Source organism: Pseudomonas sp. NPDC089395, assembly GCF_044749525.1.
Taxonomy (GTDB): domain Bacteria; phylum Pseudomonadota; class Gammaproteobacteria; order Pseudomonadales; family Pseudomonadaceae; genus Aquipseudomonas.
The window spans coordinates 175301-188303 of sequence record NZ_JBIVID010000006.1; the positions used below are offsets into that span (position 1 = coordinate 175301).

Below are 13003 nucleotides of genomic sequence, written 5' to 3' on the forward strand. Positions count from 1 at the left end.
CGGGGGCTGGCGCAATGGCCGTGCCAAGGTGGTGCAATGGGCGCAAAGGCCTGTGCTGCCTTGGGTTTGCCTGTGTGCAAGGGCGCGATTGCGTGGTTGCGCTGTTGCACATTGAGACGGTGTGAGACGGTGGTGAAACAGTGACTGTTCGGGCCCATTCGCGGGCTTGTCCCGCGAATGGCCTGCGCAGCAGGCCCTGTCTCAACCTGAAACACCCTGTCGCGAAATGGCACGGTCCTACTCGGCCTCACCCAGCGCACAAGGGCCTTCAAAAGCCCTTAAGCGCCTGAAATACAACGAATTCCAAGCATGTGGCACAGTTTCTGTATCACAACCGTCACATGCACACCTGCTGTACCAAAGCGTGCGAAAACGATAAGAACAACACCGTGGAGGTCTGACCTTGAAGACGACTCGACTCCGGCAGCATGCGGGCAAACTGGCGCTTGTCGCCGCCGCTCTGCTGGGCACCCAGGCCATGGCGGCCGAACAGGGCCCGAGCCTGTTGCAGAACAAGTGCATGGGGTGCCATATCCCCGAGGGCAACGATACTTACAGCCGCATCAGCCATCAGCGCAAGACGCCCGAGGGCTGGCTGATGAGCATCGCCCGCATGCAAGTGATGCACGGCCTGCAGATCAGCGACGACGACCGCCGCACCCTGGTCAAGTACCTGGCCGACAAGCAGGGCCTGGCGCCAAGCGAGACCGACGGCGTGCGCTACGCCATGGAGCGCCGGCTCAACACCGTCGAGCACTTCGACAGCATGCTCAGCGAAACCTGCGGCCGCTGCCACTCCGGGGCCCGCGTCGCCCTGCAGCGCCGCCCGGCGCAGGAATGGGAGCACCTGGTCAACTTCCACCTCGGCCAGTGGCCGTCCCTCGAATACCAGGCCCAGGCCCGCGACCGCGACTGGCTGAACATCGCCTTGACCCAGGTGGTGCCGGAGCTGGCCAAGCGCTTCCCGCTGGAAAGCCCGGCATGGGCCGAATGGCAGAAGGCCAAGCCCAAGGCCGATGCCTTGCCGGGGCAGTGGGCCTTCAGTGGCCACATGCTCGCCAAAGGTGACGTGCGCGGCGTGATGACGGTCAGCCCCGACCAGGGCGACACCTTCAAGGTCGACGTCAAAGGCACCTACGCCGACGGCACGCCGTTCAACGGCAGCGGCACGGCGATTCTTTACAACGGCTATGAATGGCGCGGCAACGTCAAGGTCGGCGAGGCCAACCTGCGCCAGGTCTTCGCGGCGCTCGATGGCGAGATGAAAGGCCGCATGTACGAGGCCGATCACGATGAGCGCGGGCTGGACTTCACCGCCGTGAAGGCAGGCAAGGCCCGCCTGCTGGCGGTGCAACCGGCGTTCATCAAGGCCGGCGGCGAAAGCGAGATCACCCTGGTGGGGACTGGCCTTGACGGCAAACCAGACCTGGGCGCAGGTGTCGAAGTGACCGAGGTGCTGGAGCAGACCCCAACCCTGGTGCGGGTCAAGGCGCGTGCCGCCGCCGATGCCAAGCCAGGTCAGCGTGAAGTCGCGGTCGGGGCGTTGAAGGGCGTCAACCTGGCGGTCTACGACAAGGTCGAGGAAGTCAAAGTGGTGCCGGCCTTCTCCATTGCCCGTATCGGCGAGAACGGCGCTTCGGTGCCGAAAGTCCAGGGCCGTTTCGAGGCCGAAGCCTGGGGCAAGGACGCCAGCGGCCAGCCGCTGCGCATCGGCTACCTGCCGGCGACCTGGAAGGTCGAGGCCTTCAACGAGCGTGCGGTCGAGGACGAAGACGTCAAGTTCGCCGGCCAGATGCAGGCCGACGGCGTGTTCGTGCCAGGCGGCGCGGGTCCGAACCCGGCGCGCAAGATGATGACCAACAACGCCGGCAACCTGAAGGTTATCGCCACCCTGGCTGACGGCGGCCAGACGGGCGAGGGGCACATGATCGTCACCGTTCAGCGCTGGAACAACCCGCCCTTGCCATAAGGGGCGGTTACCAAGCGCACATCTAACGGATCGATTACTCGGAGGTCGCCATGGGCGCACTACTGAACCTGGTCGAGCGCAACCTGCACGAAGTGCAAGTCGACGCTGACCGCATGCTGTTCCATATCCCTAGCAGTTCGCTGTTCGCCACCGATGCGGTGACCGGCAGCATCATCGACACCCTGCGCCAGCAAGGCTGCAGCGCCGAGGAGCTGACCCAGCGCCTCGGCCAGCAGTTTGCCGGGCAGGACATCCAGGAAACCCTGCGCGAGCTGATCGCCCTGGAGCTGGTCAGCGACGGCTCGCCGCTGACCCCGGAAATCGCCCTCAAGCAGGTCGAGCGCACTGCACTGAACACCGTGGTGCTCAACGTTAACACCGGCTGCAACCTGAGCTGCACCTATTGCTACAAGGAAGACCTGGACAAGCCGTCGGCGGGCAAGAAAATGAGCACCGCCACCGCCGAAGCCTCGGTGGAGATGCTGCTCAAGGAGTCGCCCGACGAGCAGCGCTACAGCGTGGTGTTCTTCGGTGGCGAGCCGCTGTCCAACCGGCCGCTGATCGAGCACATGGTGGCCTACTGCGAGCGGCGCTTCGCCGAGGCGGGCAAGCAGGTGGAGTTCATCATGACCACCAACGCCACGCTGCTCACCGAAGAGATCGTCGACTGGCTCAACGCCCACCGCTTCGGCCTGTCGGTGAGCATCGACGGGCCCAAGACCGTGCACGACCGCAACCGCATCACCGTGGGCGGGCAGGGCACCTATGACGTGGTACGGCGCAAGGCCGACATGCTGCTGTCGCGCTACACCAGCCGCCCGGTCGGCGCGCGGGTGACCCTGACCCGCGGCATCACCGATGTCGAGACCATCTGGAACCACCTGTTCAACGAGATGGGCTTTGCCGAAGTCGGCTTCGCCCCGGTCACCTCTGGCGACATGTCCGACTTCAACCTCACCGGCGAAGAACTGGTCGAGGTGTTCGCCAACATGAAGGCGCTGGGCCGGCGGTACCTGGACGCTGCGCTGGAGCACCGCAACATCGGTTTCTCCAACCTGCACCAGTTGATCACCGACATCCACGAGGGCCACAAGAAGGCCCTGCCGTGCGGCGCCGGGCTGAAGATGCTGGCCGTGGACCACGAGGGCGAGCTGAACCTGTGCCACCGCTTCACCGGCTCCAGCCTGCCGACCTTCGGCAACGTGCACCAGGGCGTCAAGCAGGCGCAGCTCAACGACTTCCTGTCCCAGCGTCTGGACCGCAGCAACACCGGCTGCGAGAGCTGCCGTATCCGCAACCTGTGCTCCGGTGGTTGCTACCACGAAAGCTACGCGCGCTACGGCGACCCTCAGCACCCGACCTACCACTATTGCGAGCTGATGCGCGACTGGGTCGACTTCGGCATCGAGGTCTACAGCCGCATCATGGCCGCCAACCCGGCCTTCATCGATCGCTACATCACTCCGCGGAAGGCGCACTGACATGAAGCACTTGAAGCCCCTCAACAACAAGGCGCGCATCCTTGAGCAGGCCGCCGCCGAAGACCGCGTCGAAGAAGTCATGGCCATGAGCGCCGTCGCCGGCTGCACCGCCACCACCGACCCGGGTTGGGAAGTGGACGCCTTTGGCGGCGTGAGCTCGCTGTGCCAGCCGATGGAGGCCGACCTGTATGGCTGCTCCGACCCTTGCTGGTGGCCGGCCCAGGTGCCGGACATGATGAGCACCTACCAGGACTGGAACGCCCAGGCGACCAACTCCCAGGACGACTGGCGCAACCTCGGCACCGTGTTCCCGAAAGACAAGTGACCGGCCCGACAAGAATGACAAGGGGAAACCGCATGAATGCTGGACGCTGCGCGCAACTCGCGCTCACCATCGCCGCCACGGCCTGCGCCTGGGCGGTACAGGCCGATGACACAGGCAAGGCCCTGAAGGCCGGCCAGGAATACCTGGTCACCACCAACTACCCGAACAACCTGCACCTGATCGACGTGGCCAGCGACACGCTCTACAAGAGCTGCACGCTGCCCGGCAGCTTCGGCCCCGGCACCGCGATGATCGCGCCGGACAAGCACACGGCCTACGTGCTCAACAACCACTATGCCGACATCTACGGCGTCGACCTGGACACCTGCAAGACCACCTTCCACGCCGACCTCTCGAGCGTGCCCGGTGAAGTCGGCAAGTCGATGTACTCGTTCGCCATCAGTCCGGACGGCAAGGAAATCTATGCCACGGTCAACCCGACCCAGCGCCTGAACGACCACTACGTGGTCAAGCCGCCACGCCTGGAGGTGTTCAGCACCGCCGACGGTGTCAACGCCAAGCCGGTGCGCACCTTCCCGATGCCGCGCCAGGTGTACCTGATGCGCGCTGCCGATGACGGCAGCCTGTTCATCGCCGGGCCTGACCTTTACAAGATGGACGTCAAGACCGGCAAGTACGAGGTGGCCTTGCCGCTGCGCAACTGGAACCGCAAGGGCTACAGCGCACCGGACGTGCTGTATTTCTGGCCGCACCAGAGCCCGCGCCACGAGTTCTCGATGCTCTACACCATTGCCAAGTTCAAGGATGAAAAACAGGACCCGAACACTGCCGAGCTGCTGTATGGCTACCTGAGCGTCGACCTCAAGACCGGCAAGTCCCACACCCAGGAGTTCGCCGACCTGACCGAGCTGTACTTCACCGGCCTGCGCTCGCCGAAGGACCCGAACCAGATCTACGGGGTGCTCAACCGCCTGGCGCGGTATGACATCAAGCAGCGCAAGCTGATCAAGGCCGCCAATCTGGACCACACTTACTACTGTGTGGCCTTCGACACCAAGGGCGACAAGCTGTACCTGGGCGGCACCTTCAATGACCTGGCGGTGTTCGACCCGGAAACGCTGGAGAAGGTGAAGAACATCAAGCTGCCGGGGGGGGACATGTCGACCACTACGCCGCAGGTGTTTATCCGGTAGATCGCTGGGGCTGCTGCGCAGCCCTTTCGCGACACGAGGCCGCTCCTACAAAGGCAGCGGCGTACCTCTGTAGGAGCGGCCTTGTGTCGCGAAAGGGGCGCACAGCGCCCCCGACAATCTCAAAGAGTGCGCTCTGATGACCAAGCCCAGTCATACCCAAGGCAACCAGGACAAAGCCCTGCTCGACCAATGCATCGGCGATGCCTTCGACGCCACCGTCGCCCGCTTCCCCGACCGCGAAGCCCTGGTGGTGCGCCACCAGGCCCTGCGTTACACCTGGCGGCAACTGGCCGACGCCGTCGACCAGCACGCCCGCGCCCTCATGGCCCTGGGCGTGCAACCTGGCGACCGTTTAGGCATCTGGGCGCCCAACTGTGCCGAGTGGTGCATCACCCAGTTCGCCAGTGCCAAGGTCGGCGCGATCCTGGTCAACATCAACCCGGCCTACCGCGCCAGCGAACTGGACTACGCCCTCGGCCAGTCCGGTTGCCGCTGGGTGATCTGCGCCGATGCCTTCAAGACCTCCGACTACCACGCCATGCTGCTGAGCCTGATCCCAGGCCTGGCGCAAGGGCAGCCCGGCGCGTTGATCTGCGCGCGCTTCCCCGAGCTGCGCGGGGTGGTCAGCCTGGCCATTGCGCCGCCGTCGGGCTTTCTCGCCTGGCATGACCTGCAGGCGCGCGCCGAAGCGGTCAGCCACCAGGCCCTGGCCGAACGCCAGGGGCAATTGCGCTGCAGCGACCCGATCAACATCCAGTACACCTCCGGCACCACCGGTTTCCCCAAGGGCGCCACGCTCAGCCACAGCAATATCCTCAACAACGGCTACATGGTCGGTGAAAGCCTCGGCCTGACCGAGCACGACCGCCTGGTGGTGCCGGTGCCGCTGTACCACTGTTTCGGCATGGTCATGGCCAACCTGGGCTGCATGACCCACGGCAGCACCCTGATCTATCCCAACGATGCCTTCGACGCGCTGGCCACCCTGCGTGCCGTGGCCGAAGAGAAAGCCACGGCGCTGTACGGCGTGCCGACGATGTTCATCGCCGAACTGGACCACCCGCAACGCCGCGACTTCGACCTGTCGAGCCTGCGCACCGGAATCATGGCCGGTGCTACCTGCCCGATCGAAGTGATGCGCCGGGTGATCGACGAGATGCACATGGCCGAGGTGCAGATCGCCTATGGCATGACCGAAACCAGCCCGGTGTCGCTGCAGACCGGGGCCAACGACGATCTTGAACGCCGCGTGACCAGCGTCGGCCGTACCCAGCCACGGCTGGAGAACAAGGTGGTCGATGGCGACGGCAATACCGTGCCGTGCGGCGAGATAGGCGAGCTTTGCACGCGGGGTTACAGCGTGATGCTGGGTTATTGGAACAACCCCAAGGCGACGGCGGAAAGCATCGATGCCGAAGGCTGGATGCACACCGGTGACCTGGCAGTGATGGATGAGCAGGGTTATGTGCGCATTGTCGGGCGCAGCAAGGACATGATCATTCGCGGGGGCGAGAACATTTACCCGCGTGAGTTGGAGGAGTTTTTCTTCACCCATCCGGCGGTGGCCGACGTGCAGGTGATCGGGGTGCCGTGCAGCAAGTACGGGGAGGAGATCGTGGCCTGGGTGCGCCTGCATCCGGGGCATGTGGCCAGCGAAGACGAGCTGCGCGAGTGGGCGAGGGCGCGGATCGCGCACTTCAAGGTGCCCAGGTACTTCCGCTTTGTCGATGAGTTCCCGATGACGGTGACGGGCAAGGTTCAGAAGTTCAGGATGCGCGAGATCAGTATCGAAGAGTTGTCTGGCAGTTGATGGGTTGGATTTGATGGCCCCATCGCCGGCTTGCCGGCGATGGGGCCCTCAGCCCTGCAACAAGTCCGGGCTGTTGAAGTTGCTCAACCGAGCATCCCCTTCGGCGCATTCCAGCCCCTGCACCGCCTCGACCAGCAGGGCCTTCTGCAAACTCCGCTCACCCGCCGCCCAGGCCTGCTCCAGCCCCGGCAGCAGCCGGCGCGGCAATACACTGAACATCGGCTGCCAATACCCCCCCTGACGCACCATGGCTGCACTGTCATTGGCAACCGCCAACTTCAGCAAATCCTCGATCAACCCCCGGTCAACCAACGGCGCGTCGCAGGCCAGCACCACCACCCACTCATGCCGCGCCGCCGCCAACCCAGCGATCACGCCGGCCAATGGCCCGGGGAAGTCCGCTTCGGCATCGCCCACCAGTTGATCGGCAAATGGGCGATAGAGGTCCTGGTTACGGTTGCATGAGATCACTACATCGTCGCTGAGTGGCTGCACGATGCGCTGCACATGCGCCACCAGCGGCTCGCCGCGCCATTGCACCAGGCCTTTGTCACGGCCGCCCATGCGCTGGCCACGGCCGCCGGCGAGAATCAGTATTGAGCAATGCGAAAGGCAGAAAGGTGAAATGTCATTCATTTTGTGGTGTCAGTACATGCTTGATGGCGGTTGCGAACGGATGATCGGTAATGAGCGAGAGCTCGTCAGCAAGGAACGGCAGCCATTCATCTACGGGATACTCTTTGGCCAGCTCTGCGATCATCACTGCTGTATCAAGGTGGCCACGTATCTGCTCCAGCCTGATCTGCGTCAGTGCGCCGTTCAAACCGAGTATTCGAATGGTCTGCTCGGCTCGGTTCCTGTCTCTTGCGCTGAGATTGGCTCTTGGTTGGACGGAACCATTAGGGGTGAAAACTAGAAAGGCTTCAGGGTCCTCCACATCTGGCTTGATCAGGTCCTCATGGCGGTAGGCACCACAATTGTCCTTGTGCTTCCCGCAAGTGCTTGTGCGGTTACAGGAGCCGAAGAGATTGTGCCAGTCGAATGTTCCTCGGGGGTAGCGGTCCCGTTGGCGAAAGTGCTCAATGTGCCGTCTTTCGTGGTTGATATCGGCTTCGCAATAGGCACATCGCTTTCCTTGCATAGCGTCCAGCTTGTCCCATATCTCTTGGCGATTATCGAGTGTGATACTGGCCCACTGATCGCGACCGTGACGATAGCGGCTCAGGCCCTCGGGCGGTTCTACATCTCTGTTCAACCGTCGCACCTAGCGTCACTCCTTGCCTATGGCTTTGGGCAGTCGCTGCTTGAAGCTTTGCAGACGTATCAAGCGATCACACTCCAGCATGATGGGGTGCCCAGCGCCGAAATGCTGCTCCAGCTTTGCGCGCAGTGCAGTTCCTTCGGCCGAGCCCTGCAGATTCTGCTGGATCAGAGCCTGGAACTGGTTGATCCAAATCGCTTCGGGTACGTCGGGAACCGGATTGACGTCCATGATGCGTGCTAGCAAGTCCGTGCTGGCAACACCACGGGTCTGCCACTGCGGGCTTTCTATCAATGTGACCATCCGACCCGACTCAGTGTCGCGTCCGCTGCGGATCATCCGCACCGATTCGCTACCAACGGTGCTGAGCACCTGAGGGCTGTGGGTGGTGACGATGAACTGTATCTTGGGAAAAGCCTTGGTTAGCGAAGGTATTACTGCTTGTTGCCATTCTGGGTGAAGGTGCATATCCACTTCATCGATCAGCACGATTCCGGGAGTTTCCCGGGCTGCCAAGGCACCCAGCTGACCATTGAGTTTGGTGGCGCGGAATGCAATGTCTGCGACCATCCCAATCATATTTCGGATGCCATCGCTCAATAGTTCCACAGGAAGCTGGCCGAATTCGGGATGATAGGAAACCAGTGCTTCCTTGGCCAGTGAGTACTCAATCCCCTGCCAACCCGCAGGGGACATACAGATATCAACGGCGGTGCTCACCGACTCGATGTAGTCGTCGAATTCTGAAGAGCGTGGTGGCTTTTCAAGTTCCATCGCTTTGTAGCGGTACTCTTTGGCGCTGATGCTCCAGTAGCGGAACCAATCCACGAAGGATTTGTAGCTGGAGGCCGGATCCAGGCAGTCGGTGTAGCCAACCGTCCGCGAAGTGCGCTGCAGGGGAGCTGATTCACGTTTCTTGTTCTTCTGCTGCCATAGTCGACCAGTGCCGTAGTAGGCGATGAGTGGTAGTAACACCTCATTACCTGGTGTGCGAACGGCCTCCTGGAGCCTTTTGCCATAATCACTCAGCTCCTTGGCATCCTTCACCGTGGTCTTGGTCTTCGTCGCACTCGAAAGGCTTCTGCGCCAGGCACTAGTCAGCCCTATATCCAGAGAATGCATGAGGCTTCCCGGAATAGTACCTTCTGCCTCCATGCTCACACCTTTGGCGGCGTACTCCATCTCATTAGAGGATGTCTTACGAACTGCGAACTGGCGTATGTCTCGAGGCTCGAAATGGCTGCCAACCGCTTCGTCGAACGCACCGACAAACGGGCCGTAAGCTACTGCGATGGCATCAAGGATTGAAGTTTTGCCCACACCGTTCGAAGCGACCAGAACAGTCACTTGAGGGTGGAAATCGATATCAAGTGATTCGAAGCAGCGATAATCGCGCAGTCGTAGCCGGGAGAGCTTCACAGGGGTCCTCCACTGAGTTCAGGAACTCCCAGCCTACAAGGTGCGGGGAAGTGCAAAAGGCTGACAGTTTAGCTGTTCAAGCCACCCATTATCCATTCAGTGAGGATGACGCTTGGGATTTAGTACCAGGCATCGTTTCAATGAGGCGTTCAGTACTCGATTGCTCGCGCAGATAGCGGGCCTCCAACTGCAGAATCTGCTGTTTGGACAAAATGCCTTTCTTCTTGAGTGACACGAGCATTCTCTCGAAGGTTTCGAGCGCTACGGCATCGCCAGAGAGGCGGGTAATCGTGGTAGCCAGATCGCTGACGTGATCCTTGTCGCCAGTCACGCCATGCCGCCTTGCGAGCGAATGGACTTGGCTGCTGATACTGGCATCGCGATTTTTTTTCATTTTAGGTCCTCCATTGATGCCAGCATCATTGACTTAACGACTTTTACCCCTACGAGCAGCTCTGTTACGAGCCGCGCTCTTCACTCATGGCTTGGTTGGCCGCTTGGCCACGCTTAGCCACACGCATCACCACCACGAAGAAGACCGGCACGAACACCACCGCCAGGGTGGCGCTGAGCATCCCGCCGATCACCCCGGTGCCGATCGCCTGCTGGCTCGCCGAGCTGGCGCCGGTGGCGATGGCCAGGGGCACAACGCCAAGGATGAAGGCCAGCGAGGTCATGACGATCGGGCGCAGCCGCAGGCGGGCGGCCTGTACGGCGGCGTCCACGGCGTCCACGCCCTGGTCCACCAGGCTCTTGGCGAACTCGATGATGAGGATGGCGTTCTTCGCCGAGAGGCCGATCAGGGTGATCAGGCCCACCTTGAAGAAAACGTCGTTGGGCATGCCGCGCAGGGTCACCGCCAGCACCGCGCCAAGTACGCCGAGCGGGACCACCAGCAGCACGGCGGTGGGGATCGACCAGCTTTCGTACAACGCCGCCAGGCACAGGAACACCACCAGCAGCGACAGGGCCAGCAGCAGCGGTGCCTGGCTACCGGACAGGCGCTCCTGCAGCGACAGGCCGGTCCACTCAAGGCCCGCTCCAGCTGGCAACTGCGCGACCAGGCGTTCGACTTCGGCCATGGCTTCGCCAGAGCTGTAGCCGGCCGCCGGCTCGCCGGAAATCGACACCGCCGGGTAGCCGTTGTAACGGGTCAGCTGCACCGGGCCGCTGACCCAGCGGGCCTGGCCGAAGGCCCCCAGCGGCACCATCTTGCCGCTGCTGTTGCGCACGTGGATCTTCAGCAGGTCCTCGACCTGGCTGCGCTGGTCGCCTTCGGCCTGCACCACCACCCGCTGCATACGCCCCTGGTTGGGGAAGTCGTTGACGTAGTTGGAACCCACGGCGGTGTCCAGCACTGCGCCGATGTCGGCGAACGACACGCCCAGGGCGTTGGCCTGGCGGCGGTCGATCTCCAGTTGCACCTGCGGGCTCTCGGCCAGCGAGGCTTCGCGCACGTTGACCAGTACCTTGCTCTTGCGCGCGCCTTCCAGCAGTTCGTCACGCGCGGCCATGAGCTCGGCATGGCCCATGCCGCCACGGTCCTGCAGGCGGAACTCGAAACCGGTGGACTCGCCCAGGCCGTCGATCGACGGTGGCAGCACCGAGAACGCGACGGCGTCGCGGATCTGGGAGAATGCCGCACTGGCCCGGTCGGCAATCGACTGGGCGCTGTCGTCGGCGCCGCGTTCGGACCAGTCCTTGAGGGTGGTGAAGGTCAGTGCCGCGTTCTGCCCGCTGCCGGAGAAGCTGAAGCCGAGGATCACCGTGGTGTTGCCAACGCCGGGCTCTTCGGCGTTGTGCGCTTCGATCTGCGCGGCCACCTGCTCGGTCCGCATGCGGCTGGCACCCGGCGGCAGCTGGATGTCGGTGATGGTGTAGCCTTGGTCCTCGGTCGGCAGGAACGCCGTGGGCAACTGGCTGAAGCCATAGCCGAGCACCGCCAGCAGTACGCCATACACCAACAGGTAGCGCCCGCTGCGTTTGAGTGCCTGTACGACCCAGCGCTCGTAACCGTTGCTCAGGGCGTCGAAGCGGCGGTTGAACCAGCCGAAGAAGCCTTTGCGTTCGTGGTGCTCGCCTTTGGCCAGGGGCTTGAGCAGCGTGGCGCACAGGGCCGGGGTGAGGCTCAGGGCGAGGAACGCCGAGAACAGGATCGACACCGCCATCGACAGCGAGAACTGCTGGTAGATGACGCCCACCGACCCCTTCATGAAGGCCATTGGCAGGAACACTGCCACCAGCACCAGGGTAATGCCGATGATGGCGCCGCTGATCTGGCCCATGGCCTTGCGCGTGGCCTCCTTGGGCGGCAGGCCTTCCTCGGCCATGATCCGCTCGACGTTCTCCACCACCACGATGGCGTCGTCCACCAGGATGCCGATGGCCAGCACCATGCCGAACAGGGTCAGCACGTTGACCGAGAAGCCCAGCGCCAGCATCACCGCGAAGGTGCCCATCAGCGCCACCGGTACCACCAGGGTCGGGATCAGGGTGTAGCGCAGGTTCTGCAAGAACAGGAACATCACCGCGAACACCAGCAGCATGGCCTCGAACAGGGTGTTGATGACCTGCTGGATCGACACTTTGACGAACGGCGAGGTGTCATAGGGAATGTCGTACTTGACCCCGTCGGGGAAGTAGCGCGCCAGCTCTTTCATCTTCGCCCGTACCAGCGTGGCGGTTTCCATGGCATTGGCACCCGGCGCCAGCTGCACGCTGAAGGCACTGGCCGGCTTGCCGTTCAGGCGCGTGCCGTACTGGTATTCCTGGGCGCCGATTTCGACCCGGGCGACATCGCCAATGGTCACCGTGGAACCGTCGGGGTTGGCACGCAGGACGATCGAAGCAAACTCCTCGGGCGTGCTCAGCTGACCCTTGACCACCACGTTGGCGGTGATTTCCTGGGTGCCGCGGGCAGGCAGGTCGCCGATGCTGCCAGGGGCGACCTGGGCGTTCTGCGCGGCGATGGCGACCGCCACGTCGTTGGGTGTGAGGTTGAAACCGACCAGCTTGGCCGGGTCGATCCAGATCCGCATGGCGCGCTCGGCACCGTACAACTGGGCCTTGCCGACGCCCTTGAGGCGACGGATTTCGTTCATCACGTTGCGCGCCAGGATGTCGGACAGCGCGGTTTCATCGAGGCTGCCATCCACCGAGGTGAGGGTGCCCAGCAACAGGAAACCGGTGGACACCTTTTCCACCTGCAGGCCTTGCTGGGTGACCGGGCGCGGCAGGCGTGACTCGACCACCTTGAGGCGGTTCTGCACGTCGACCTGGGCCATGTCCGGGTGGGTGCCGGGCTCGAAGGTGGCGGTGATGGTGGCGCTGCCCAGGCTGCTCTGCGACTCGAAGTACAGCAGGTTGTCGGCGCCGTTGAGCTCCTGCTCGATCAGGCTGACCACGCTCTCGTCCATGGTCGCCGCCGAGGCGCCGGGGTACACGGCATAGATTTCCACCTGCGGCGGCGCCACGTTGAGGTACTGGGCCACCGGCAACTGCGGGATGGCCAGCGCGCCGGCCAGCAGGATGAACAGTGCGACCACCCAGGCGAACACCGGGCGGTCGATGAAGAATTGCGGCAT

At 63.1% G+C, this 13003-nt stretch carries 10 protein-coding genes; 5 read left to right on the plus strand and 5 right to left on the minus strand.

Annotated elements, in window-relative coordinates:
* Positions 1-403: 403 nt before the first annotated feature.
* The 5 genes from peaA to ACIPZG_RS15460 all read left to right on the plus strand — a co-directional run bounded on the left by peaA (position 404) and on the right by ACIPZG_RS15460 (position 6739).
* Positions 404-1969: a quinohemoprotein amine dehydrogenase subunit alpha gene (gene peaA / locus ACIPZG_RS15440; protein ID WP_400715130.1), complete on the plus strand. Its 1566-nt coding sequence runs from the start codon at positions 404-406 to the stop codon at positions 1967-1969.
* A gap of 50 nt (positions 1970-2019) precedes the next feature.
* Positions 2020-3450 (plus strand): quinohemoprotein amine dehydrogenase maturation protein, encoded by a 1431-nt coding sequence (gene peaB / locus ACIPZG_RS15445; RefSeq protein WP_400715132.1) that lies wholly within the window; start codon positions 2020-2022, stop codon positions 3448-3450.
* Between the two features lies 1 nt (position 3451).
* The gene (gene qhpC / locus ACIPZG_RS15450) at positions 3452-3775 is read left to right on the plus strand and encodes a quinohemoprotein amine dehydrogenase subunit gamma (protein WP_008091708.1); all 324 of its coding nucleotides are present in this window, start codon (positions 3452-3454) and stop codon (positions 3773-3775) included.
* A 32-nt stretch (positions 3776-3807) separates the two neighbouring features.
* Entirely contained in the window at positions 3808-4929 is a 1122-nt protein-coding gene (gene peaD / locus ACIPZG_RS15455) for a quinohemoprotein amine dehydrogenase subunit beta (RefSeq protein WP_400715134.1), read from the plus strand.
* A gap of 136 nt (positions 4930-5065) precedes the next feature.
* On the plus strand, positions 5066-6739 hold the full coding sequence (locus ACIPZG_RS15460; protein ID WP_400715136.1) for a fatty acid CoA ligase family protein: 1674 nt from the start codon (positions 5066-5068) through the stop codon (positions 6737-6739).
* Between the two features lie 48 nt (positions 6740-6787).
* On the opposite strand, the gene mobA is transcribed toward ACIPZG_RS15460, so the two are convergent.
* The 5 genes from mobA to ACIPZG_RS15485 form a co-directional block, all read right to left on the minus strand.
* Positions 6788-7375, minus strand: a complete 588-nt coding sequence (mobA, locus tag ACIPZG_RS15465) for a molybdenum cofactor guanylyltransferase MobA (RefSeq protein WP_400715138.1) — start codon at positions 7373-7375, stop codon at positions 6788-6790.
* Entirely contained in the window at positions 7368-8003 is a 636-nt protein-coding gene (gene ptuB, locus ACIPZG_RS15470; RefSeq protein ID WP_400715140.1) for a retron Ec78 anti-phage system effector HNH endonuclease PtuB, read from the minus strand. Before ptuB ends, mobA begins: the two co-directional genes overlap by 8 nt.
* A gap of 6 nt (positions 8004-8009) precedes the next feature.
* Entirely contained in the window at positions 8010-9419 is a 1410-nt protein-coding gene (locus ACIPZG_RS15475; RefSeq protein ID WP_400715142.1) for an AAA family ATPase, read from the minus strand.
* Positions 9420-9507: 88 nt separating this feature from the next.
* A complete protein-coding gene (locus tag ACIPZG_RS15480; protein ID WP_400715144.1) occupies positions 9508-9813 on the minus strand; it encodes a hypothetical protein in 306 nt (101 codons plus the stop codon).
* Between the two features lie 64 nt (positions 9814-9877).
* Entirely contained in the window at positions 9878-13003 is a 3126-nt protein-coding gene (locus tag ACIPZG_RS15485) for a multidrug efflux RND transporter permease subunit (RefSeq protein ID WP_400715146.1), read from the minus strand.

What these genes read in the sequence shown, in the direction of transcription:
- ACIPZG_RS15460 (WP_400715136.1), top strand. Translation starts at nt 5,066, where the DNA reads ATGACCAAGCCCAGTCATACCCAAGGCAACCAGGACAAAGCCCTGCTC.
- ACIPZG_RS15480 (WP_400715144.1), bottom strand. Translation starts at nt 9,813, where the DNA reads ATGAAAAAAAATCGCGATGCCAGTATCAGCAGCCAAGTCCATTCGCTC.
- qhpC (WP_008091708.1), top strand. Translation starts at nt 3,452, where the DNA reads ATGAAGCACTTGAAGCCCCTCAACAACAAGGCGCGCATCCTTGAGCAG.
- ACIPZG_RS15485 (WP_400715146.1), bottom strand. Translation starts at nt 13,003, where the DNA reads ATGCCGCAATTCTTCATCGACCGCCCGGTGTTCGCCTGGGTGGTCGCA.
- mobA (WP_400715138.1), bottom strand. Translation starts at nt 7,375, where the DNA reads ATGAATGACATTTCACCTTTCTGCCTTTCGCATTGCTCAATACTGATT.
- peaD (WP_400715134.1), top strand. Translation starts at nt 3,808, where the DNA reads ATGAATGCTGGACGCTGCGCGCAACTCGCGCTCACCATCGCCGCCACG.
- peaB (WP_400715132.1), top strand. Translation starts at nt 2,020, where the DNA reads ATGGGCGCACTACTGAACCTGGTCGAGCGCAACCTGCACGAAGTGCAA.